Origin of the sequence: Pseudomonas sp. P9_31 (assembly GCF_034008235.1) — a bacterium.
Lineage (GTDB): Bacteria > Pseudomonadota > Gammaproteobacteria > Pseudomonadales > Pseudomonadaceae > Aquipseudomonas.
On sequence record NZ_CP125375.1, the window covers coordinates 5698374 to 5721091 of the forward strand.

At 60.7% G+C, this 22718-nt stretch carries 19 protein-coding genes; 6 read left to right on the forward strand and 13 right to left on the reverse strand.

The genetic code is table 11. The annotated features are described in order from the left end of the window. Positions 1 to 106 precede the first annotated feature (106 nt). Complete coding sequence (gene motB, locus QMK51_RS25770) at positions 107 to 1153, reverse strand: flagellar motor protein MotB (protein WP_258697833.1); 1047 nt, start codon at positions 1151 to 1153, stop codon at positions 107 to 109. A gap of 3 nt (positions 1154 to 1156) precedes the next feature. Beyond that, a complete protein-coding gene (gene motA, locus QMK51_RS25775) occupies positions 1157 to 2008 on the reverse strand; it encodes a flagellar motor stator protein MotA (protein ID WP_258697834.1) in 852 nt (283 codons plus the stop codon). Between the two features lie 166 nt (positions 2009 to 2174). Between motA and QMK51_RS25780 the strand changes: the two genes are divergently transcribed. The 4 genes from QMK51_RS25780 to QMK51_RS25795 all read left to right on the forward strand — a co-directional run bounded on the left by QMK51_RS25780 (position 2175) and on the right by QMK51_RS25795 (position 7586). After that, entirely contained in the window at positions 2175 to 3707 is a 1533-nt protein-coding gene (locus QMK51_RS25780; RefSeq protein ID WP_320392432.1) for an HDOD domain-containing protein, read from the forward strand. A 258-nt stretch (positions 3708 to 3965) separates the two neighbouring features. After that, positions 3966 to 4781, forward strand: a complete 816-nt coding sequence (locus QMK51_RS25785) for a rhodanese-like domain-containing protein (RefSeq protein ID WP_258697836.1) — start codon at positions 3966 to 3968, stop codon at positions 4779 to 4781. A gap of 18 nt (positions 4782 to 4799) precedes the next feature. Continuing rightward, on the forward strand, positions 4800 to 5660 hold the full coding sequence (gene asd / locus QMK51_RS25790; protein WP_253417043.1) for an archaetidylserine decarboxylase: 861 nt from the start codon (positions 4800 to 4802) through the stop codon (positions 5658 to 5660). Positions 5661 to 5795: 135 nt separating this feature from the next. Beyond that, positions 5796 to 7586 (forward strand): molecular chaperone, encoded by a 1791-nt coding sequence (locus QMK51_RS25795; RefSeq protein ID WP_320392433.1) that lies wholly within the window; start codon positions 5796 to 5798, stop codon positions 7584 to 7586. 129 nt (positions 7587 to 7715) lie between these two features. Here QMK51_RS25795 and serB read toward each other — a convergent pair whose 3' ends face one another. Further along, the gene (gene serB, locus QMK51_RS25800) at positions 7716 to 8930 is read right to left on the reverse strand and encodes a phosphoserine phosphatase SerB (protein ID WP_258697838.1); all 1215 of its coding nucleotides are present in this window, start codon (positions 8928 to 8930) and stop codon (positions 7716 to 7718) included. Between the two features lie 134 nt (positions 8931 to 9064). Here serB and QMK51_RS25805 point away from each other — a divergent pair, with 134 nt between their 5' ends. Beyond that, positions 9065 to 10591, forward strand: a complete 1527-nt coding sequence (locus QMK51_RS25805) for an AhpA/YtjB family protein (RefSeq protein ID WP_320392434.1) — start codon at positions 9065 to 9067, stop codon at positions 10589 to 10591. A gap of 378 nt (positions 10592 to 10969) precedes the next feature. Here the strand turns inward: QMK51_RS25805 and QMK51_RS25810 are convergent, their stop codons facing one another. The 9 genes from QMK51_RS25810 to QMK51_RS25850 form a co-directional block, all read right to left on the reverse strand. Then, positions 10970 to 11683: a membrane integrity-associated transporter subunit PqiC gene (locus QMK51_RS25810; RefSeq protein ID WP_320392435.1), complete on the reverse strand. Its 714-nt coding sequence runs from the start codon at positions 11681 to 11683 to the stop codon at positions 10970 to 10972. Between the two features lie 176 nt (positions 11684 to 11859). Beyond that, a complete protein-coding gene (gene parC, locus QMK51_RS25815) occupies positions 11860 to 14127 on the reverse strand; it encodes a DNA topoisomerase IV subunit A (protein ID WP_258697841.1) in 2268 nt (755 codons plus the stop codon). 7 nt (positions 14128 to 14134) lie between these two features. Continuing rightward, the gene (locus QMK51_RS25820; RefSeq protein WP_320392436.1) at positions 14135 to 14659 is read right to left on the reverse strand and encodes a TIGR02281 family clan AA aspartic protease; all 525 of its coding nucleotides are present in this window, start codon (positions 14657 to 14659) and stop codon (positions 14135 to 14137) included. Beyond that, positions 14656 to 15645, reverse strand: coding sequence for an esterase-like activity of phytase family protein (locus QMK51_RS25825; RefSeq protein ID WP_320392437.1), 990 nt, complete (start codon positions 15643 to 15645; stop codon positions 14656 to 14658). The genes QMK51_RS25820 and QMK51_RS25825 overlap by 4 nt, the downstream gene beginning before the upstream one ends. Beyond that, positions 15645 to 17549: a DNA topoisomerase IV subunit B gene (gene parE / locus QMK51_RS25830; RefSeq protein WP_258697844.1), complete on the reverse strand. Its 1905-nt coding sequence runs from the start codon at positions 17547 to 17549 to the stop codon at positions 15645 to 15647. The genes QMK51_RS25825 and parE overlap by 1 nt, the downstream gene beginning before the upstream one ends. 41 nt (positions 17550 to 17590) lie before the next feature. Then, complete coding sequence (locus tag QMK51_RS25835) at positions 17591 to 18199, reverse strand: YqiA/YcfP family alpha/beta fold hydrolase (protein WP_320392438.1); 609 nt, start codon at positions 18197 to 18199, stop codon at positions 17591 to 17593. Positions 18200 to 18384: 185 nt separating this feature from the next. Then, positions 18385 to 19200 carry a 3',5'-cyclic-AMP phosphodiesterase gene (gene cpdA / locus QMK51_RS25840; RefSeq protein WP_320394564.1) on the reverse strand — a complete coding sequence of 272 codons (816 nt, stop codon included), beginning with the start codon at positions 19198 to 19200 and terminating at the stop codon, positions 18385 to 18387. Between the two features lie 111 nt (positions 19201 to 19311). Then, positions 19312 to 19764 (reverse strand): DUF1249 domain-containing protein, encoded by a 453-nt coding sequence (locus tag QMK51_RS25845; RefSeq protein ID WP_007939629.1) that lies wholly within the window; start codon positions 19762 to 19764, stop codon positions 19312 to 19314. Continuing rightward, positions 19755 to 20372 (reverse strand): NUDIX domain-containing protein, encoded by a 618-nt coding sequence (locus QMK51_RS25850; RefSeq protein WP_258697847.1) that lies wholly within the window; start codon positions 20370 to 20372, stop codon positions 19755 to 19757. Before QMK51_RS25850 ends, QMK51_RS25845 begins: the two co-directional genes overlap by 10 nt. 228 nt (positions 20373 to 20600) lie before the next feature. Between QMK51_RS25850 and QMK51_RS25855 the strand changes: the two genes are divergently transcribed. After that, positions 20601 to 21347, forward strand: a complete 747-nt coding sequence (locus QMK51_RS25855) for an RsiV family protein (RefSeq protein ID WP_320392439.1) — start codon at positions 20601 to 20603, stop codon at positions 21345 to 21347. On the opposite strand, the gene cytX is transcribed toward QMK51_RS25855, so the two are convergent. Further along, positions 21316 to 22608: a putative hydroxymethylpyrimidine transporter CytX gene (gene cytX / locus QMK51_RS25860; protein WP_258697849.1), complete on the reverse strand. Its 1293-nt coding sequence runs from the start codon at positions 22606 to 22608 to the stop codon at positions 21316 to 21318. The genes QMK51_RS25855 and cytX overlap by 32 nt on opposite strands. Positions 22609 to 22718 lie beyond the last annotated feature (110 nt).

Consider the following 22718-nt stretch of genomic DNA (forward strand, 5'->3'; position numbering starts at 1 on the left):
TCTTCCATGATTCCGAAAACAAACTTGCAGTGAGTTGAGTCATTGCGACGCTGCACTGACGCAGCCAGAAACAAAAAAGCCACGACTATCGTGGCTTTTTTGCAGGTTATTGCTTGGGCGGTACAGCAGGTTTGGCCGGCTCACCCGACTTTGGCGCAGGAGCATCAAACAGATTCAAACGCTCACGAAGCTCATGGGCCGGCAGCGGTTCTTTATCCGCCGGCAATGCGTTCGGATCGGCTGGCGGCGCGGGCACTTCGCCCGGCCCGCCCTGCCCCTGCGTCGGCGCTGGCGCCGGTTCCGCACCTTGCGAACCTTCGATGGCACGCTGGGCTTTCTTGGTCAGCACGATGATGTCGATCCGACGGTTGACCGGGTTGAACGGGTTCTCCCGGTCGAACAGCGCCGACGAGGCATAACCCACGACGCGCGCTACCTGAGCGTCCGGATAGCTGCCGGCGACCAACGCGCGACGAGCTGCGTTGGCGCGGTTGGCCGAGAGCTCCCAGTTACCGAAGTCGCCGGTGCCCGAGTACGGCTTGGCATCGGTGTGGCCGCTGATGCTGATCTTGTTCGGCACCGCTTTGATGGTGTCGGCCATGGCCAGCAGGATGTCTTCGAAGTACGGTTTCAGACGGGCACTGCCGGAGTCGAACATCGGGCGGTTTTCGGCGTCCACGATCTGGATGCGTAAACCGTCCGGCGTGATTTCGAACAGAATCTGGTCCTTGAATTTCTTCAGTTGCGGGTTCTCTTCGACCTTGTTCTGCAGTTCTTGCAGCAACAGTTCGAGACGTTCCTTCTCGACCTGCTCGGCCATGCCTTCAACCTGCTCGGCGTCGATGGTCACCTTGTCTGGCTGCGGCTGAGATTTCACCTCGGGGTTGAGAGTGTTCTCCGGCGCCAGGGTCGGCGTGCCGCCCAAGTCGATGATGTACGGCGTGCCGCTTTCGGAAAACCCGACCGGGTCCTTGAAGTAACCGGCGATGGCAATCTTCTGTTCAGGCGTCGCGGTGGACAGCAGCCACAACACCAGGAAGAACGCCATCATCGCCGTCGCGAAGTCCGCGAAGGCGATTTTCCAGGCGCCCCCGTGATGCCCGCCGGCGATGCGCTTGACGCGCTTGATGATTATCGGCTGGTTATTTTCCATGACTTAGCGACCGCGAACCGCTTGTTCCAGCTCAGCGAAGCTAGGACGGTGCGCCGGGTACAGAACCTTGCGACCGAACTCCACCGCCAGCGACGGCGGCATCCCGGAAGCCGAAGCCACCAGCGAAGCCTTGATGGCTTCGTAGATGTTCAGTTCTTCCTTGGCATCGTGAGCCAGGGAGTTGGCCAGCGGACCAAAGAAACCGTAGGCCGCGAGAATACCGAAGAAGGTACCGACCAGTGCCGCACCCACGTGCAGACCGATGGATTTCTGGTCGCCTTCGCCCAGGGACGCCATGGTCACCACGATCCCCAATACCGCCGCGACGATACCGAAACCGGGCATGGCGTCGGCGATGCCATTCACCGCGTGGGACGGGTGCTCGAGGTCTTCCTTGAGGCTGTAGAGTTCCATGTCGAACAGGCCTTCGAGCTCATGGGGAGCCATGTTGCCGGAGGACATGATGCGCAGGTAATCGCAAATGAACGCGGTCATGCGCTCGTCTTTGAGCACTGCCGGGTACTTGGCGAAGATCGGGCTCGCGGCGGCATCTTCGATGTCACCTTCGATCGCCATCATGCCTTCGCGACGGCTCTTGTTGAGGATCTCGTAAATCAGCCCCAGCACTTCCAGGTAGAAGGTGTGGTTGAAACGCGAACTGAACATGCCCAAGGACTTCTTGAGCACGTGCATCGTCATATGACCGGGGTTGGCCTGCAGGAATGCGCCAAGGGCTGCGCCACCGATAATCATCACCTCGAAAGGCTGGATGAGGGCGGCAATCTTGCCGTGGGAAAGCACGTATCCGCCGAGCACGCTCGCGAATACGACAATGATGCCGATAATTTTAGCCATAGGTAGGAGAGCACTTACTGAGTCGGGTTCAAGGTCATATTCGGAAGTTAAAAAATCTCTTCTTCTACTTATCGGCAAAACTGCGCCAGACTATAGCCAGTTCAGGCGAAAAGCCAATTTGACCCGCACCGGGCATAGGTAATGCAGACGATGATCGCGTCCAGACATGGCTAACGAAACGAACGTCCCAACACCAAAACCGACCACACTCGAAGGCTGGGTCAAGCTTCTCGATGGCGTGCGCCTGCCGGTTCCGCAAGCCAGCCACGACCGCGTCTGCAAAGCCATCCGCGATAACCGCAGCTCACTGCGCGACATCGCCGAACTGATGCAGGACAGCCCGGCCCTGGTCTTGAGCGTGATTCGCGAAGCCAATCGCCACACCCATGGCAGCTTGACCGAGCCTGCCGAGAACCTTGAGGTGGCGATCAATCGCCTCGGCTTGAAACGCACCGAAGAATTGCTCGAGCGCCTGCCCGCCGAACCCCACTCGCAGATCCCCATCGCCCTGCGCCAGCTTCAGCTGATCAGCCAGCACGCCACCCAACAGGCCAACGGTTTTTTTGCCAGTCGCCTGGCGCGGTTGTGGCAGGACATCCATTGGGGCAGCCTGCTGTTTCTTTCGCCGCTGTGGCCCATGGCGTTGACCCATCCGCAGTTGCTTGAAGAGTGGGAATTGCGGGTCATCCATAAAGGCGAGTCGGCACGCAAAGTCGAACAGCAATTGTTCGGCGTGCGCCTGCTGGAAATCTGTCTGGCGCTGGTGGACACCTGGCGTTTGCCGATCTGGGTCCAGCAGGGTTATCGACTGCTGCGCAGCGAGCAACGTGAACTGGTGAAAGTCCTGCGCATCGCTCGCGACAACGATCACCCGCTGCGCCAACAGAACCGCCTCGACGACGACCCGACGCTGCGCCGCTGGCTCAATCAGCCAGCCAATACCGTGCTGCTGGCCAACGGGCTGGCGTTGTCGGCTCAACAGGCCTGGGACAGTCCCCACTGTGAGCGTTGGCAGTACCTCACCAGTCTTTACCTGCAAATGCCGATGGATGAAGTGCAGCAACAATTGCACCAGCAAGCCGCCAACAGCGCCCGCCATCACGCCATGCCGGACCTCTGGCACCCGGCCGTCGCGCTGATCTGGCCGTGGGGCACGAATCGCGTGCACGCCGGTTTGCTGCCAGCAGCGGCGCCGACTGCCGAGGACCTGGCGAAGTGGCGTAAGCAATGTGCCGAATTGCTGGTGGAGCCAAGCCGCTTTACCAATGCCATGCACTTGACCACATCTGCCCGAGACGCTCTGGTGGCGTGCGGCATGCGGCGGGTGATGATCCTGATGGCCGATCGCACACACGCTAATCTGCGTGTGCAGCAGACCGCCGGTCTGCCAAAGGAAGTCGCCGGTCTGAACCTGATAGTCAGCCAGAGCACCGTACTGCAACGCCTGCTCGCGCAACAGGCCCAGGTGCGCCTGACGCCGGCCAACAATGCACAATTCTCGGCCCTGTTGCCGGCCAGCCTGCGTAAACAATTCGGTGGCGAACACTTGCTGCTGCGCTCACTGGTCAACAACGGCCGGGTGATCATGATCGTGGTGGCGGATCAGGGCGGTGGGCCGTTCTCGGAAATCACCGTGCAAGCTTTCGGCAAAACCGCGCAGTGCATCGAAAAGGCCCTGCACAGTTTTAGCCACCGCTAGCCGGTCAGTTAAGTGAAGGCCAAGACCTGTGGCGAGGGGGCTTGCCCCCGTTGGGCTGCGAAGCAGTCCTGAAACCTGCAACCTCGTTCTGCCAGGCACACCGCATGCACCGGATTCGCGACTGCTTCGCAGCCGTACGGGGGCAAGCCCCCTCGCCACAGAGCCTGGCCATCCGTTGTTTCCTGTGCCGAAATAACTGATAACAGGCCCTCATGACGCTGCGCTACAATCCTCCCCTTTGTGCTCTGGAGACCTCACATGTCTGACTTCTCTGGCTTGGCGCTGGTGATCGAACCGGGCGACCTGCTCCCGCGTCTCGACGCCCGCGAACTGATTCTGGTGGACCTGACCAGCAGCGCACGCTATGCCGCAGGGCATATCCCCGGCGCACGCTTTGTCGATCCAAAGCGCACTCAACTTGGCCAGGCGCCTGCGCCAGGCCTGCTACCGACCCAAGCCGCTCTTGAAGCATTGTTCGGCGAACTGGGGCACAACCCCGATGCGGTCTACGTCGTCTATGACGACGAAGGCGGCGGTTGGGCCGGGCGCTTTATCTGGCTGCTGGATGTCATCGGCCACAGCAACTATCACTATATCGACGGCGGTCTGCCGGCCTGGCTGGCAGAAGGCTTGCCCATGTCGATCCAGATCCCGCCTGTGGTCGGCGGCCCGGTCACCCTGACCCTGCACGACGAACCCACCGCCACCCGCGAATACCTGCAAAGTCGTCTCGGTGCCGCCGATCTGGCGATCTGGGACGCGCGCGGACCACTGGAATACTCCGGCGAAAAAGTACTGGCAGCCAAAGGCGGGCACATTCCCGGCGCGGTCAATTTCGAATGGACCGCCGGCATGGATCAGGCGCGCAACCTGCGCATCCGCACCGACATGCCGAAAATCCTGGAACAGCTCGGTATCACCAAAGACAAAGAAGTCATTACCCACTGCCAGACTCACCATCGCTCTGGCTTCACTTATCTGGTGGCCAAGGCGCTCGGTTATCCGCGAGTCAAAGGCTACGCCGGTTCCTGGGGCGAATGGGGCAACCATCCCGACACGCCCGTAGAGATTTAAGGTTTTTAAGGACAGTTAATGAATAAGCGTTTGTTTATCCTCAGCCAATACCTGCTGCCCCACCACTTGCTCTCGCGACTGGCCGGCTGCATTGCCGAATGCCGCGTGCGCTGGTTCAAGAACGCCTTTACCGCCTGGTTCGCCAAGCGTTATCAGGTGGACATGTCCCAGGCGCTGGTCGAGGACCTGACGGCTTACGAGCACTTCAATGCGTTCTTCACCCGCGCCTTGAAAGATGGCGCTCGCCCGCTGGACCCAACCCCGGGCGCGATCCTCAGCCCCGCCGACGGCGCCGTCAGCCAGCTCGGCCCGATCGAACACGGTCGTGTCTTCCAGGCCAAGGGCCACAGTTTCAGCGTGCTGGAACTGCTGGGGGGTGACGCGGCCAACGCTGCGCCATTCATGGGCGGTGATTTCGCCACCATTTACCTGTCGCCCAAGGATTACCACCGCGTGCATATGCCGCTGGCCGGCACCCTGCGCGAGATGGTCTACATTCCAGGCCGCATCTTCTCGGTCAACCAGACCACCGCTGAGAACGTACCGGAACTGTTCGCTCGCAACGAGCGTGTGGCGTGCATTTTCGACACCGAACGTGGGCCGATGGCCGTGGTGCTGGTGGGCGCGATGATTGTGGCGTCGATCGAAACCGTCTGGGCCGGGCTGGTCACGCCGCCAAAACGCGAGCTGAAAACCTTCCGTTACGACGAAGCGGCCCGTGCGCCAATCCATCTGGAGAAAGGTGCGGAACTGGGTCGCTTCAAGCTCGGCTCCACGGCGGTCGTGCTGTTCGGGCCGGATCAAGTGAAATGGGCTGAAGGGCTGGGCGCTCTTTCGCCCGTGCAGATGGGCCAGGGCATCGGCTTGCCAACCGCCTGACCCCTCGATCCGATCCCACGAACATCTTTCGTGGGGTCGGGCATTTCCTCCTGCTGCGCCCCCTCCTCCAGCGCTCTTAGCTGCTACAGTCAAAGTCATTCGTTGCCCATTTCCTGGTCGGAGTTTGTCTACGGCATGAATGACACCAATCCTGCCCTGCTGCTACGCGCACCGATCCCGACGCAGTCGCGCCTGTCTTTCTGCGAAGCCACGCCTCGCGACCTCAAGCGCTGGATCGCCAACCTGCCCAAAGCCAACATCGGCGAAACCGCCCGCCAGTTGTACCAAGGCTTGAGCGAACTCAATCAACTGCTCACACCCAGTGACAATCGCCTGCAATTGCTCGAACTGCTGCGGCCCGAGGTGTATTACGTCTGCAAGCACCTGGAGCGGCATTTTCTGCATCAGACGATTGTGCTCGACGAGCGTTCGCGCAAGATCGCCAACCTTTGCCAGGCGCTGCAAAGCCACTTGGCGATCGGCTACAAGCAGATCGTCATCCGCATCGCACCGCGCTTGAGCAAAGACCGTGCGTCGCTGCTGACCCAGGCGTTGCAACGGGCCATCCATTGCCTGAACGGCGCGTTGATCCGCGCCACAGAGCTCTATTGTCCGGTGCCCGAAGGTCTGTGGCTGGAACTGCATCAGCTGTACCGGATCGGCTGTCAGTACCAACTGCAAAATACGAGCGTGCGTGATGAACTGGCCAGCCAGACGCAAAAGCTCAGCATCGAGCAAACCTACGTCGTCGCCCTTCTGCTGGGTGCTGCACGCTGCAATCAACTGCGCCAGAACCAGATCACCCGGCTCGCCGAGGTGCTGGAACCCTGGAGCCAATGGATCAAACTGCAACCGGCCCAACCGGACAGCGGGCTGTTTGCCGTCGCCCCGGATCTCGACACCGGTCCGCGTTATCGCTCCAAGTTCCTGGCCGAACAACAGGAAAGCTTGCTGGGGATCGACCCGCAGCCCCTCGTCGCAGCCATCGAAACCCATCTGCAACAGTCGGCCGACAAGGCATCGCCGCTGCCCGTTCCGGCGGGGCTGAATCTGGATACGCTGCAACACCTGCATGCCGCCTGGAGCCAGGCCGCCGAGCGCAGTTTCCAGCGCACCGTCGGCCACGGCACGTTGACCCTGTGCGTGGGCATGAGTGCGTTGCACTTTTATCTCGGCGGGCACCGATCGTTCAATGACATCCTGAAAAAACCCGGCGCCCGCCCCGCGCAATTCTCGGCTACCGCCCCGACAGGTCGCGCCAAAGACCAATGGAGCCAGGCCTTCGACGCCGCCCCCCAAGGCACCGCCGACACACTGCTGCCCTACGAAGAGATCGAATACCCGCACCTTCAGAACGATGACAGCCATGAGGCAGCCGACCGCCAACAGCATTTCCCGACCTATGTGCTGGCGGTGATCAATCACAGTCCCGGTGGTTATTGCCTGGCTTGGCCTGGCGCAGTGCCCGCCGAGCTACAGGCCGGCGAGATAGTCGGTATCGAGGACACCGCGGGGCAAGGCTGGAGCATTGCAGTGGTGCGCTGGATCCGCCAGGTGCGGGGCGGCGGTACACAGATGGGTATCGAGCAGGTGGCGCCTTGCGCCGAACCCTGCGGCTTGCAACTGATGCGCTCCGGTGACGAGCATAGCCAGTACTTGCGCGGGCTGTTGCTACCCGCCATCAGCGCCATTGAACTGCCGGCCACCCTGCTGACTCCGCGTCTGCCATTCCAGGAAGGCAATAAGGTGCTGATCAATACCAACGGCCAGGAACACCGGGCCGGGCTGGAGCGACGACTGGCGAGCACCAACAGTTTTAATCAGTTTGCCTACCGTTCGCTTGAGGCGGCCAAAAACGAAAACGCCGCGGGGAGCGGCGTGGTCGGGGCAGCGGAAGAATTTGATTCGTTGTGGAAGTCGCTTTGAGGGCGAATCCGAGAGACCGCGGCGCCCCCATCGCGAGCAGGCTCGCTCCCACATTTGATCTCTGTTTGACGCAGATCCAGTGTGGGAGCGAGCCTGCTCGCGATGGGGCCCGCCCAGACTGTCGAAGATTTAGAGCTGCCCGTCGCGATCCCGGAAGCCCAGCAGATACAGCACCCCATCCAGCCCAAGGGTGGAAATCGCCTGCTTCGCCGATTGCTTGACCAGCGGCTTGGCGCGAAACGCCACGCCCAGCCCGGCAATCGCCAGCATCGGCAGATCGTTGGCGCCGTCACCCACGGCAATCGTCTGCTCCAGACGCAAACCTTCCTTATGCGCCAGCTCACGCAGCAGATCCGCCTTGCGTTGCGCATCGACAATCGGTTCGACCGCCACGCCAGTCACCTTCCCGTCGACCACTTCCAGTTCGTTGGCGAATACATAGTCGATACCCAGCTTGGCCTGCAATTGCTTGGCGAAGTAGGTGAAACCGCCCGACAAAATCGCCGTCTTGTAGCCCAGACGCTTGAGTTCGGCGAACAGGGTTTCGGCGCCTTCGGTCAGGCGCAGGGAAGCGCCGATGGAGTCCAGCACGCTGACGTCCAGCCCTTGCAACAGGGCCAGGCGCTCCTTGAAGCTTGCGCGGAAGTCCAGTTCGCCGGCCATCGCCCGTTCGGTGATCGCGGAAACCTGATCGCCCACGCCGGCGGCCTTGGCCAGTTCGTCGATGACTTCGGCTTCGATCAGCGTCGAGTCCATGTCGAACACCGCCAGACGACGGTTACGGCGGAACAGCGAGTCTTCCTGGAAGGCGATGTCGACGTTCAGCTCTTGAGCAACGCTGAGGAACTCGGCCCGCAGTGCTTGCGGATCAGCCGCCTCGCCGCGCACGGAAAACTCGATGCAGCCCTTGCCCTTGTCGGCCGGGGTATCGAGCGGCATGCGCCCGGACAGGCGATCGATATGGTCGATATTCAAACCATATTTGGCGGTGATCGAACTCACACGCTGCAATTGCTCGGCGGTCACTTTGCGGGTCAGCAGGGTGACGATGTGGCGTTTCTTGCCCTGATTGCCGACCCACAGCTGGTAGTCCGCTTCGGACACCGGCGTGAAACGCACCTGTTGCTCAAGCTCATAGCCTTTGAACAGGATGTCCTTGAGCACCGAGTTACCTTGTTCGGTATCGGGAATTTCAACCAGGATGCCGAACGACAGGGTGTCGTGGATCACCGCCTGACCGATGTCGAGAATGTTCACACCACCCTGGGCCAGAACGCCGGTAATGGCCGCAGTCAGACCCGGACGGTCGACTCCCGTGATGTTTATCAGGACGATTTCGCGCAAGGCGCACCCCCGCAGGTGGAAAAAAACCGCATTCTACCCATTTTCAGTGACCATCGGGCACCGCGAGCGCTTTGACGGTCCAAGGCCTGTCGCTATACTGCGCGTCAACTTCACGGACAAAGAGCCGAGCTCAAGTGAACCGGCCCACGCCAGTAAAAACCGATAACTTCTTTCTGCTGATCTTCCGGGCACTGCGTCATCGCCGTGTACCGATTGCATTGCGCATTGCCAGCCATAACGTGATCCTGGTCGCTCTGGCCCTGGTGATCTATGCCTGCGTGATGGGTTTGCAGTTCAAGCAGGCCATGCATGAGCAGGCGGATGCCCTGGGCGAAAGCCTGACCACCCAGACCGCTACGTCGGCCACGGAGCTGTTGGTGTCCAACGACATCCTCAGCCTGAACGTGCTGCTCAACAACCTGACCAAGAACAAACTGGTGGCCCATGCCGCCATCTACAGCGTGGATAACCGCATCCTCGCCGAAGCCGGTCAGCGTCCCAAGCATAGCCTGCTGGGCGAAGCCGAGGGCATGTACCAGAGCAAGATCACCTTCCAGGACGTGACCGCCGGGCAACTGCGCATCAGCCTGGACATGGATCAGTTCCAGCAGCCGATGACCATCAGCCTGCAAAGCATGGGCATTCTGAGTGCGATACTGCTGGCGCTGTCCCTGGCCTTGAGTCTGCGTCTGGGCCGGCATATTTCTACGCCACTGCTGCAATTGCGAGTGTGGCTGCGCAATATCGACGAATACACCCCGGCCACCGGGCGCCAGGATGAAATCGGCGATTTGGCTCGTCAGCTGCACGCCAATTTCGCGCCGGAGCCGGCCGAGCCTGAGCCCGCGCCGGAACCGGAGTACGACGACAGCGATTACGAAGACGCCGACGCTAGCGAGCCGACCTTCGAAGTCCGTAACCTGCGCGATCCGAGTTTCGATGAAACCAAGCCTGTCGCCGGCCTTAAGCCTGCGCCACGGCGTATTGTCAGCACGGTCGAAGACGACGAGGATCCGTTTGCCGATCTGCGTGACGACTCGGCAGACAGCGCGCCAAACCCCGTCGCAAAGCCGCAGGTATCGAACGTGCCTCAGCACAGCGCGGTACTGGCGGTGCAACTGGGCGCACAGGATCAGTTGCGTCGCCTGCCCCGCGCACGCCTGGAAGAACTGCTCAAACGCTACCGCGATTGCCTCGATCAGGCCGCGTCGCTTTACCAGAGCGAACTGCACACCCTGAACGATGGCAGCACGCTGATGCTGTTCCACACCGAAGACAGCGGCGATGACTACCTGACCAACGCCATCTGCTGCGGTGAGTTGCTGCGAGCCCTGGGCCATCAGTTGCAGATCGAAGTCGCCGACAGCGGCATCACCCTGCAATTGCAGCTGGGCCTGACCCTCGGCGACGAGTTGTTCGGTCTGAGCCAGATCGACCTGCTGCTGACTGAAACCGCTCAGGATGCACTGGCCCTGTCGCAACACAGCCGCAACCTGCTGCTGGTGGAGCGCAAGATCAGCGACGATGCGCTGATTCGTCAGCGCGCGCGGATCCGCCCAATCGCAAGCCCAGAGGGTGCGTGCTGCGTAGAGCGCTTGATGGAACCTTATCCGTCGATGCTGGAACGACAACTGGCGCGGATGCACGAACGCCGGGCGTAACACCACAGTTCCCGTTATAAAGAAGCCCGCAGGCAAGTGATTGTCTGCGGGCTTTTTGGTGACCGTCTGAAAAGATCGCAGCCTTCGGCAGCTCCTACAAAGTTCGCATACACCTGCAAACGCGGTCTACACGGTCCCTGTAGGAGCTGCCGAAGGCTGCGATCTTTTGATCTGGGCTTTTTGTTGCCTGTTCCGGCCCCATCGCGGGCAAGCCCGCTCCCACAGGGGATTTCTGTCTTACACAGGTTCTGTATTCGCAGGGGTCAGCGTGGGAGCGGGCATGCCCGCGATGGGGCCGGCAGCGGCACCGCAGATCCCCAACCTGCAGAAACAACAAGGCCCGCATTTACGCGGGCCTTGTTTCTAATCCATCCAGGCTTAGAACCTGAACACTTCCATATCCGTGCGAATCGGTGAAGCCATCGGGATTTTCGGTTGTTTTTCCGGCTCTGCCGTCGGTGTTACAGGCTTGGCAGCCGGTTTGCGGGGTGCTTCGGCGATGGGTGGCTGGTTGGCCAGTGGCTTGAGCGCTGTCGACAGTTGCTCGGCCAGACGCTGCAGCAATACGCCTTGAGCCTGAACCTGAGCCGCAGTCCCGCCAGCGTGCTGTTCCTGCAGATGAATGATGCGGTTATCACGCACCTGACCACGACGGTCGATCAGGCGCCATTGCGCATCAAGAATTGCCGGTTGCGACTCACCCGAGTCCAGACGCGTGATGGTCAGCAGAACCTGAACATCCGGAGTAAAGCCCACTGTCGCGGGTGCCAGAACAACGCGCTGGCTGTCCAGATGACCGGCGACCTGACGCAGCAACAACTGATCGATATCCGACGACAGGCTGCCCGCCCACCGGCCATCGGCCGACGCTTGCAGGCTGCCATCCGGCTGACGCTGCAACAAGGTTTCGCGTTGCAGATAATCAGCAACCGTTACCGGGCCCAGCAATACCGCCATGCCGGCGCTTTGCGCAGGCTGTGCCGGACTTCCGCTGTCCAGCTGATACAGCGACACTGGCTGGTGCACGCTGCAACCCGCCAGGCCAAGAACGCCAGCGAGCATCAAAATAAAAGGAAGGCGCAGAGCAGTCATCGTCCCATCCAGGTGGCTGCCACAAGGCTCACCACAGTGAAAATACTCAAAAAATATGAAGAACGCTCGGCCACGCCGGCGCTTGAAAGGCCATATCATCCGTGAATATGCGTTCCGACTCCAGCGCCAAAGCGTCGATCTACGCGTTAAATCGTAGATCGAGCGCTCTAGGACGCTTAATTGAGGTTTTCGACGAACAGCGCATCCACCCTCTGAAAGCCACGTGGCAGTTTGTTGCCGCGACGCCCACGCTCACCTTTGTAGTGTTCGAGGTCGTCCGCTTTCAGCGACAAGGTACGTTTTCCGGCCTGCAGTACCAAGGTGGCACCTTCCGGCAAAACGGCGATGTCCGTGACATATTCTTCGCGACTGGCAACACGTTCACCGGAAATCCCGATGATCTTATTGCCTTTACCTTTACCTAATTGTGGCAGATCGCTGATTTTGAAGATCAGCAGGCGACCCTCGGTGGTCACCGAGGCCAGCCAGTTGTGCTCACGATCGACCACCGGACGCGGCAGAATCACTTTGGCGTTGTTTGGCAGGCTCAACAGGGCCTTGCCCGCCTTGTTCTTGGCTTGCAGGTCTTCACCCTTGACCACGAAACCGTAACCGGCGTCAGAGGCGATCACATACAGCGAATCGTCTTCAGGCATCAGCACGCATTCGAAACTCGCCCCTGGCGGCGGTGTCAGGCGGCCGGTCAGCGGCTCGCCCTGGCCACGGGCCGAGGGCAAGGTGTGGGCCGCGACCGAATAACTGCGGCCGGTGGAATCGATAAACACTGCAAACTGGTTGGAGCGACCGGCCGCCAAGGCCTTGAAGCCGTCCCCAGCCTTGTAGGAAAGCCCGGTGGCGTCGATTTCGTGCCCCTTGGCCGAACGAACCCAGCCTTTTTCCGACAGCACGACCGTCACTTTCTCGTTCGGCAGCAGATCGTGCTCGGTCAGGGCCTTGGCCTCGGCGCGCTCGACAATCGGCGAACGACGGTCGTCGCCGTAGGTTTCGGCGTCCTTGATCAGCTCGGTGCGTACCAGTTTTTTCAGCTTGGCTTCGCTGCTCAGCAGCGCTTGCAGCTTGGCTTGTTCCTTGAGCAGTTCATCCTGCTCGGCACGCAGTTTCATCTCTTCCAGTCGCGCCAACTGGCGCAAACGGGTATCGAGGATGTAGTCGGCCTGGATTTCGCTCAGGGCGAAACGCTCGATCAGTGCGGCTTTCGGGTGCTCCTCGGTGCGGATGATGTGAATTACTTCATCCAGATTGAGGTAAGCGATCAACAAACCGTCCAACAGGTGCAGGCGACGCTCAACCTTGTCCAGGCGAAATTGCAGGCGGCGACGCACGGTCTGCACCCGGAACTCCAGCCACTCGACCAGCAAGGCCCGCAGGTTTTTCAGCTGCGGCTTGCCGTCCAGGCCGATGATGTTGATGTTGACCCGGTAGCTCGACTCCAGCTCGGTGCTGGCGAACAGGTGCTGCATCAGCGCGTCGTGATCGAAGTTTTTGCGCACAGCGGGAATGATCACGATGCGGCATGGGTTTTCGTGGTCGGACTCGTCGCGCAGGTCAGCGATCTGCGGAGCCTTGGAAGGCTTGGCCTGCATCATGCCCGCGATCTGTTCCAGCACCTTGGCTCCGGACACCTGGTGCGGCAGCGCGGTGACGATGATGTCGCCGTCTTCAATGTGGTACACGGCGCGCATGCGCACCGAGCCCTTGCCGGTTTCGTAGATTTTCAGCAGATCGGCGCGCGGCGTAATGATTTCCGCTTCGGTCGGGTAATCCGGGCCCTGGATGTGTTCGCAGAGCTGCTCGACCGTGGCTTTCGGCTCATCCAGCAAGCGCACGCAGGCGGTCGCGACTTCGCGCAGGTTATGCGGCGGTACGTCGGTGGCCATGCCCACGGCAATACCGGTGGTGCCGTTGAGCAGGATGTTCGGCAAACGGGCCGGCAACACCAAAGGTTCTTCCAGCGTGCCGTCGAAGTTCGGGCCCCAGTCCGCGGTGCCCTGGCCCAGTTCGCTGAGCAGCACTTCGGAATAACGCGACAGCCGCGCTTCGGTGTAACGCATGGCGGCGAAGGACTTCGGATCGTCCGGCGCACCCCAGTTACCCTGACCGTCGACCAGCGTATAGCGGTAGCTGAACGGCTGGGCCATCAGCACCATGGCTTCATAGCACGCCGAGTCGCCGTGAGGGTGGAACTTACCGAGCACGTCACCGACGGTACGCGCCGACTTCTTGTGCTTGGAATCAGCGTCCAGCCCCAACTCGCTCATCGCATAGATGATGCGCCGCTGTACCGGTTTCAGGCCGTCGCCGATATGCGGCAGGGCACGGTCCATGATCACGTACATGGAGTAGTTGAGGTAGGCATTTTCGGTGAAGTCAGCCAGTGACCGGCGTTCTACACCGTCCAGGCTGAGATCAAGGGAGTCGCTCATGCGGGCCTCATCGGTTCGTTGTCTGGCGCAGCAGCATGGTGCCACCGCGCTGGGTAAATTCAAGTTTGTTCAGTGCGCTCATGCCGAGCAGCACCTGATTGCCGTGCAAACCGGGCGCCACCAGCGCGCGAACGTCACGCAGCACGATGTCCCCCAGTTGCAGCCGATCGAGACGGGTTCGATAACCCTCGCTCAAGCCATTGGCCGTGCTCAGGGTCACCCCGAAGCCTTTTTCCAGTTTCAGCCGTTCGGCCACTTCGGCCGGGATCGACACATCGGTCGCACCGGTATCGAGCATGAAATCCACGGTCTTGCCGTTGATCTGGCCAGTGGCGACAAAATGCCCATGGCTGTTGCTGATCAGCTTCACTTCGATAAAACCTTCGCCCTGCTCAGAGCTGACGACGGTGTTGGGATTCTGCTGACGTTCCTCCCACTGACCAAAGAACCGCGTCGCCAGAAACAGCGCGGCGCACCATGCCAGTATCATCAACACCCGGCCGGCGCGTTTGCCCGGCGGTTGCTGACTCATGGCTTGGCACTCCAGCCACCTTCAGGCGCGGCAAAGCGCCAGACAATCGGGCGTTTTTCGCCGTCGTTACGTGCGCCGTCGTTGTTATCAATGCCGATCCAGGCACCGTCGGCATCCACCACCAGCGCTTCCGCCAGCCCATAGGCCTGTGAATAACGACGGTTTTCCTGCAAGGCCTCGGCGGCAAACGACCAGCAACGCTCGACCTTGGCGGTCACCGCATCACGGCGGCAGACCTGAAAGGCGTTGCGTTCGAGGGTAAACAGCTTGCCGTCGAACAGTGACAGATCGGCAAAATCCCGGGAGACCGCTTTGGCCTTGGGAAATTGCGCTGGCTGCATTTCCACCCCGGCCTCACTCAGCAGCGCACAGCCACCGTTACAGTCCCAGACCGTTTGCTGGCGCTTGATCAGCAGCAAACCGCGGCGCTCACGTTCGGCGGCCAGCCACAGCGTGTCACCGGCCGAATTGATCGCCAGGCCTTCGAGCAACGCATTGAAGTGCAACAGCATGCCGCTGGCCCGCGCTTCGCGAACCAGCATCGGCGAGATTTTCAGCCAGGACGCCGGCCCGATTGGCGGGACTTGCAGCACCGCGGCGTGGGCTTCGCTGACGACGTACCGATTGCCGGCGCTGTCGCAAGTGATGCCTTCGAAATCCAGATCCCCGCCCCGCACGAACGACGCCACCCAGGTCCGCGAACGCAAGCCCCAGGGCAAACCGCTGTCAGGCACCAGAGGTACGTCGATGTGCACGGTTTCGGCTAGCCAGGTGTTGTTGCGGGTGTCGAGGCGATAGATTTGATCATCGTCGCGATCCGAAACGGTCCACAGCTCCTTGCCACACTGGGCCAGCCCCGACAGATTGCCGCCGCGCATGCCGTCGACGGCATGCTCGGACAACAGGCGCAGCTCGGGTGCAGGCTCCGCGCAAACCGTCACCGAAGTCAGCAGCAACGCACACGCCAGGGCCCAGCCAAACCGCATCAGCCCAGAACCTCGGCCAGGTTGCCTTTGGATTCCAGCCAGGTCTTGCGATCGCCGGCGCGTTTTTTCGCCAGCAGCATGTCCATCATTTCCGAGGTTGCGGCGAAATCTTCCAGCGTCAGTTGCACCAGACGCCGTGTGTTCGGGTCCATGGTGGTTTCGCGCAGCTGCGGCGGGTTCATTTCACCCAGGCCTTTGAATCGGGTGACCTGCGGCTTGCCGCGTTTCTTCTCGGCCACCAGGCGATCGAGAATACCGTCGCGCTCAGCCTCGTCGAGGGCGTAGTAAATCTCTTTGCCCAGGTCGATTCGGTACAGCGGCGGCATGGCGACGTAGACGTGACCGGCATCCACCAGCGGGCGGAAATGCTGGACGAACAAGGCACAGAGCAAGGTTGCGATGTGCAGACCGTCGGAGTCGGCGTCGGCGAGGATGCAGATCTTGCCGTAACGCAGCTGGCTCATGTCCGCCGCGCCCGGGTCGACGCCAATCGCCACGGCAATGTTGTGCACTTCCTGGCTGGCCAGCACTTCGCTGCCGTCGACTTCCCAGGTGTTCAGAATCTTGCCGCGCAACGGCAGGATCGCTTGAAACTCTTTGTCCCGCGCCTGCTTGGCCGAACCGCCGGCGGAATCACCTTCCACCAGGAACAGCTCGGAACGCATCGGGTCCTGCCCGGCGCAGTCGGCGAGTTTGCCCGGCAGCGCCGGCCCTTGGGTAATGCGCTTGCGCTCGACTTTCTTGCTGGCCTTAAGACGACGGCCGGCGTTGTTGATCGCCAGCTCCGCCAGCAACATGCCGGTTTCCGGGTGAGCGTTGAGCCACAGGCTGAAGGCGTCCTTGACCACACCGGAAACGAAGGCGGCCGCTTCACGGGATGACAGACGCTCTTTGGTCTGACCGGAGAATTGCGGCTCCTGCATCTTCATCGACAGAACGAACGCGATACGCTCCCAGACATCTTCCGGCGCCAGCTTCACGCCGCGCGGCAGCAGGCTGCGGAATTCGCAGAACTCGCGCATGGCATCGAGCAAGCCCTGACGCAGACCGTTGACGTGAGTACCGCCCTGGGCTGTCGGGATCAGGTTGACGTAGCTTTCCTGAACGCTGTCGCCACCCTCGGGCAACCACAGCAGCGCCCAATCGACCGCTTCTTTGTTACCGGCCAGGCTGCCGCAGAACGGCTCGTCCGGCAGGCGTTCGAATTCGCTGACCGCGTCTACCAGGTAGGAGCGCAGGCCGTCTTCGTAATGCCATTCGACTTTCTCGCCGGTGGCCTTGTCTTCAAAACTGACCAGCAGCCCAGGGCACAAAACGGCCTTGGCCTTGAGCACATGCTTGAGGCGGCTGATGGAGAATTTCGGTGAATCGAAGTACTTCGGGTCCGGCGCGAAGAACACGCTGGTGCCGGTGTTGCGCTTGCCGACGGTGCCAATCACTTCCAGCTCGGTTTTCTTGTAGCCATCGGCGAAAGTCATCTGGTATTCGTTGCCGTCGCGCTTTACGCGCACCCGGACTTCGGTCGACAAGGCGTTGACCACGGAAATACCCACCCCGTGCAAGCCGCCGGAGAACTGGTAGTTCTTGTTGGAAAACTTGCCGCCCGCATGAAGCTTGGTGAGGATCAGCTCGACACCCGACACGCCCTCTTCCGGGTGAATGTCCACCGGCATGCCACGGCCGTCATCGCTGACTTCCAGGGAGTGATCGGCGTGCAGGATGACCTGCACCGACGTCGCATGCCCGGCCAAGGCTTCGTCGACGCTGTTGTCGATGACTTCCTGGGCGAGGTGGTTCGGCCGACTGGTGTCGGTGTACATGCCGGGGCGTTTGCGCACCGGGTCGAGGCCCGAGAGGACTTCGATGGCGTCTGCGTTATAAGAGCTAGCGCTGGGAGTGGCCATGGGGTCTCGTCGTCAGTGTTCGTTGAAATAGGGGCAAAGCGTCACAGTGTTGTGAAGTCGATCGCCTGATACAAATCTGCGCCGATGTCGGCAAAACTCAATATTGTCGGCAGTTGCGCGGCAAAACCCTGGAAACCATGGTCGCCGCCGGCCTGAATGCGCAAGGCACAGGCCCGGTAATATTGCTGGGCGAGGCGATAGTCCAGCGTTTCGTCGCCGGTCTGCAACCACACTTGAAACCGCTGCGGATCCCGGGGCGCCGGCACTTCCAGCTCGGCCAGGGCCGTCACATGGTCGTGGGTCAATTCCCAGGTCTCATTGGTATACAGGTTTTTCTGCGTTCCCAGAAACCCGTCGAACATCCGGTGCGGACTGACGGCAGGGTTGATCAACAGGGCTTTCAAGCCATGGCGCTCGGCCAGGTGAGTCGCATAGTAGCCGCCGAGTGAGCTGCCGACCAGCAGTGGCCGCCCCAGCTCCACAATCGCCTGCTCCAGCTGAGCAATGGCCTCGCGGGGATGGTGATGCAGGGCCGGCACACGCAACTGATCGCTCAAACCCAGCCGTTCCATCACATTAATCAACTGGCAGGCCTTTTTCGACGCCGGCGCGCTGTTGAAACCGTGGATATAAAGGATCGAACCAGACATTTGAGCGCCCTGTGCGTCGGGTAAAGAGGCGCAGTTTACAGGGTGTCGGGGAAATCGGGGATATGCATGGCAATCAGGTTGTCTTGGCGGACCTCATCGCGAGCAGGCTCGCTCCCACAGGGGTATGCATTCCAATGTGGGAGCGAGCCTGCTCGCGATGGCCGCGCTGCGGTCTTTCTGAGTGTTCAGTAGCCGTTGGAGCCGTAATCAATCTGGAAATCGAAACCGGTGACGCGCTCAACGCCTGTCTCGAGCTGGCCATCCGGCAACAGCCGCAACCACCGATACCCCGGTGCCTGTTCACTCACCTTGAAATCGTCACTGCCCGGCTCGAACTGAATGCAGGTCGAGGGCGATGCCATCAGGCGAACGCCATTGCGCAGTTGATCAATTTCCTGATGCACATGCCCCCAAAGCACTGCGCGAACTTGAGGAAAGCGATCCAGCACTGCGAACAACGCCTCTGGATTGCGTAGCCCGATGGGCTCCATCCACGCACAGCCGATCGATACAGGATGATGATGGAAGCACACCAAATGATGCCGCTGCGGCGCCTCGCTCAACGAGCGGGCCAGCAACTGCAATTGCTCATCCTGCAAATACCCCGGCACCGACCCCGGCACGGCAGAGTCGAGCAACGTAACCCGCCAGTTGCCGATGTCCACCACCGGCTCCAGCAGCGCACTCTGCACGGCCGCCTCGGCCATGATCCGTGGCTCGTCATGATTGCCGGGAATCCAGCGTCCCGGTGCATCGATCTGCCGCGTCAAGCCACGAAACAATTGGTACGACTCCAGCGTGCCGTCCTGGGACAGATCGCCACTGGCAATCATCAGATCGATTCGCGGCTGCTGCTTCAATACCAGCTCAATCACTTGTTGCAGGCTGTCGCGGGTATTCATGCCTAGCAACGTCCCGTCCGCCTCGGCAAACAGATGACTGTCGGAGAGTTGCACCAGCAACGCCGGATCGGCGGTGGTCAATGTGGATACGCTCGGCAAGGCGTTCTCCCAGGGCGTGATCACGGGATTGATGAATGCCGCAATTATGCTGGGGGACAATCAAAAGAGGAAACCTGTGAACCGGACGCAGTTCACAACTACACAGGGCTCTTAGCGCACAACAGCGTATTCGTGCCCGCAAGCCAGACAATGACTCAGCCATTCCCCCAGGAACAGATTGAGCTGAGCCTTTTCATCCGGCTGATGCATCGCGGCGTTCGGGTAAGGATAGATGCCGCGAAAGCGTCGTGCATGTTCGGCGCTGATGACTTCGGCCATCCGTGCGTCGTGGTACACCTGCACTTCCAGTTGCGGCACTGGCAACCACGGCAAGCTGTGTTCCTGACGCACTTGCAAGGTGGTGGTGTACGGACAGGCTTGCAGCACTTCCAGGGCCAGTACGCCAAGCATCTGGTCGCCCTGGGTCACGGCAATGCGCCGGGCCGCCGGATCGTTGCGCATGTCCGGCAACAGTCGCATCAGGCGCGCGTAGTTGGCCTCGCAGGAGGCTTGCAGCCCCACGAGGTCAACCCGATAGCGATCGCGCAGTTTGTTTACGACCATAACCCCCTCACTTCCACGCGGTTCAAAGCCAGCCATTGCAAGGCAATGATGCTTGCCGCGTTGGCAATACGTCCATCGCGCATGGCTTGCAGGGCATCTTCGAAGGCCCAGACCGTGACGCGAATATCTTCTGCCTCTTCCTCCAGCCCATGCAGGCCGCCAACCCCGGCACTGTCGCAACGCCCCAGGTACAAATGCACAAATTCGTTACTGCCACCCGGCGATGGAAAATACTTGGTCATCGGCCAGAGTGCCCCGAATACAAGCCCAGCTTCCTCCTGCGCTTCGCGGTGAGCAACTTCTTCCGGTATTTCATCCTTGTCGATCAGACCGGCGACCAGTTCGATCAGCCATGGATTATCGGTCTTGCCCATGGCGCCGACGCGAAACTGCTCGATCAGCACCACTTCGTCGCGCTGTGGATCGTAAGGCAGCACGCACACCGCATCGTGGCGCACGAACACTTCACGGTTGATCTGGCGACTCATGCCACCGGCGAACAATTCGTGGCGCAAGTGCACGCGGTCGAGCTTGTAGAAGCCCTCGTAGCACTTTTCGCGCCGAACGATATCAACGGTGGTCGGAATGGCGTTGGCAAAATCAGTCATGACAATCCTCTTTACTGCAAATCCGATCCGAGGCTCCTTTTTGTTACTTGCAACCCCGACTTCGCGCCATCCTAACGCGCCCGCGATGTTTGATGCAGCCCCTTTACAGTCAGCGGGATAGACGGTGAGGACGAAACCAACTCTAATTAGCTTAGTGGCGAACTGACTGCTTCGTTGATAGTCGAAGCGGGTAACTTTTCGCCTTCCCCTGTTTCATAAAGGACGCCCATGTCGCTTTTCAAGATCGCCTCCGTGGCCGCCATCGCCCTGACCCTGGGTGCGTGCCAGAGTCTTTTCCAGCCCAATTACCGGGCGCCGCTGGAAACCACCCGCGACGCTTCCGAACAGCTGAAACCGGGTTGCGCCAACCCTGAATGCCCGCTGGTGAACATCGATACGCTGCGTTTCCCGGCTGAGCCTGCGCTTGACGGCATCATCGAAAAACGCCTGCTGCAAATGACCCGCACCTCGCCCGACGCCCCTGTAGCGCCGACGCTGGCAGCGTATCGCGAGCAGTTTTTGAACAGTGCCGGCCCTCGCTACAGCAGCTATCTGCAAGCCAAGGTACGTGAGCAGCATGACGGCTTGGTGATCATTGAATTGTCCAGCTACCTGGATGACGGCGGTGCCCATGGCACGCCGGGCCGCGGCTTCATCAACTACTCACGCCAACAGCATAAAGTGCTGACGCTGTCGGACATGGTGATCCCGGGCCAGGAAGAAGCGTTCTGGAAAGCAGCCCAAGTGGCGCACAACAGCTGGCTGATCAGCACCAAACTCGATCAGGAGCCGGAGTTCGTCAAGAGCTGGCCCTTCGTGAAAACCCAGAACGTGGCGTTGACGTACGGCGGGGTGATCCTCAAGTACGAAGTGAGCACCCTCGCGCCTTACGCGCTGGGCCACGTCGAACTGAAGATCCCCTACCCACGCCTGAACGGCATTCTCAAGCCTGAGCTGTTTCCCGGCCGTAGCTGAAGGCTCGACCGAGCACCAGTTGCAGCAGCCCTGCCAGAATCAACGACGGCAGGGTTGCGCCGATGTCCGGATAGAGATTGGCCAGCAAGTGATAAGTGCTCACCCCGCCCAACCAGGCGAGCAACGCCGGCCAGCGCAAGGCAGCCGAGGCCACTTGGCTACTGCGTTTGCGCAGGATGAAGTGATCCACCAGCACCACGCCGAACAGCGGCGCAAACACCGAGCCGATCAACAGCAGGAAGTTCTGGTACTGGGCCAATGGTGCCAGGCACGCGATCAGTGTGCAGATCACGCCGATGGCCAAAGCCAGGTGTTCAACCTTCAAGCGCAGCAGAATCCCGCTGGACACCGCCGCCGAATGAATATCGGCAAAGGCATTTTCTGATTCATCCAACAGAATCAGCAGCAGCGGAATTCCCAGACCGGCACCGGCCAGCGCCAGCAGCAAGGCATTCACTTCACCGCTCGGCGCGAACGCCAGGGTGTACGCCACGCCCAGACTCATCAGCCAGAAGTTACCGATAAAGAAGCCCAGTGCCGTGCCGCCGAAGACATTCTTCGCACGCTTGCCGAAACGCGAGTAGTCGGCAATCAGCGGCAACCAGGACAGCGGCATCGCGATCGCGATGTCGAAGCCCACGGCAAACGGCATCGAACCGTCACCGGCCTGCGCCCACAATACGGCCAGATCGGCCTTGGCGAACAGGTTCCAGGTCAGCCAGATGCACGCAGCCAGCAGCAGCCAGATACCCCACTTGCGCAGGATCTTGCGCACGAAAGTCAGCGGGCCGCTGACGGCGAGCAAGGTGGCCAGTGCACCGAAGAACAGCGTCCACAACAGCGGATTCGACAGCAGGCTGCCTTCGCTGAATGCACGGGCGCCGAGCAGGCTGGCAGCGTCGCGCATCACGATGATTTCGAATGCCCCCCAACCGATCAGTTGCAACAGGTTCAACACCGCTGGAAGGCTGGCGCCTTTTTTACCGAGGCTGAGTTTGAGTGCCGCCATCGACGACAGGCCGGTGTCGCTACCAATCACGCCGACAGCGGCCAGCAACAGCACGCCGACCAGCGTGCCGAGAAAAATCGCCAGCAACGAGCCGGACAGGCCCAGACCCGGGGCGAGCAGCGCGCCGGTCTGCAACACCATCAGGCCAATGCCGAGGGAGAACCACAGGGAAAACAGATCGCGGCCGCCGAAGACGCGTTTGTCGGTCGGCACCGCGATATCCGGGGAGTAAGTGCTGGGTTGGATGCTCAAGGGTGTTATCTCAGAGGAACATTTATTGTTTTTTTGATCGCTATCGCGGGCAAGCCCGCTCCCACAGGGGATGTGTGTACGACACAAGCCATGTGGGAGCGGGCTTGCCC

What these genes read in the sequence shown, in the direction of transcription:
- motB (WP_258697833.1), bottom strand. Translation starts at nt 1,153, where the DNA reads ATGGAAAATAACCAGCCGATAATCATCAAGCGCGTCAAGCGCATCGCC.
- motA (WP_258697834.1), bottom strand. Translation starts at nt 2,008, where the DNA reads ATGGCTAAAATTATCGGCATCATTGTCGTATTCGCGAGCGTGCTCGGC.
- QMK51_RS25780 (WP_320392432.1), top strand. Translation starts at nt 2,175, where the DNA reads ATGGCTAACGAAACGAACGTCCCAACACCAAAACCGACCACACTCGAA.
- QMK51_RS25785 (WP_258697836.1), top strand. Translation starts at nt 3,966, where the DNA reads ATGTCTGACTTCTCTGGCTTGGCGCTGGTGATCGAACCGGGCGACCTG.
- asd (WP_253417043.1), top strand. Translation starts at nt 4,800, where the DNA reads ATGAATAAGCGTTTGTTTATCCTCAGCCAATACCTGCTGCCCCACCAC.
- QMK51_RS25795 (WP_320392433.1), top strand. Translation starts at nt 5,796, where the DNA reads ATGAATGACACCAATCCTGCCCTGCTGCTACGCGCACCGATCCCGACG.
- QMK51_RS25810 (WP_320392435.1), bottom strand. Translation starts at nt 11,683, where the DNA reads ATGACTGCTCTGCGCCTTCCTTTTATTTTGATGCTCGCTGGCGTTCTT.
- parC (WP_258697841.1), bottom strand. Translation starts at nt 14,127, where the DNA reads ATGAGCGACTCCCTTGATCTCAGCCTGGACGGTGTAGAACGCCGGTCA.
- QMK51_RS25820 (WP_320392436.1), bottom strand. Translation starts at nt 14,659, where the DNA reads ATGAGTCAGCAACCGCCGGGCAAACGCGCCGGCCGGGTGTTGATGATA.
- QMK51_RS25825 (WP_320392437.1), bottom strand. Translation starts at nt 15,645, where the DNA reads ATGCGGTTTGGCTGGGCCCTGGCGTGTGCGTTGCTGCTGACTTCGGTG.
- parE (WP_258697844.1), bottom strand. Translation starts at nt 17,549, where the DNA reads ATGGCCACTCCCAGCGCTAGCTCTTATAACGCAGACGCCATCGAAGTC.
- QMK51_RS25835 (WP_320392438.1), bottom strand. Translation starts at nt 18,199, where the DNA reads ATGTCTGGTTCGATCCTTTATATCCACGGTTTCAACAGCGCGCCGGCG.
- QMK51_RS25845 (WP_007939629.1), bottom strand. Translation starts at nt 19,764, where the DNA reads ATGGTCGTAAACAAACTGCGCGATCGCTATCGGGTTGACCTCGTGGGG.
- QMK51_RS25850 (WP_258697847.1), bottom strand. Translation starts at nt 20,372, where the DNA reads ATGACTGATTTTGCCAACGCCATTCCGACCACCGTTGATATCGTTCGG.
- QMK51_RS25855 (WP_320392439.1), top strand. Translation starts at nt 20,601, where the DNA reads ATGTCGCTTTTCAAGATCGCCTCCGTGGCCGCCATCGCCCTGACCCTG.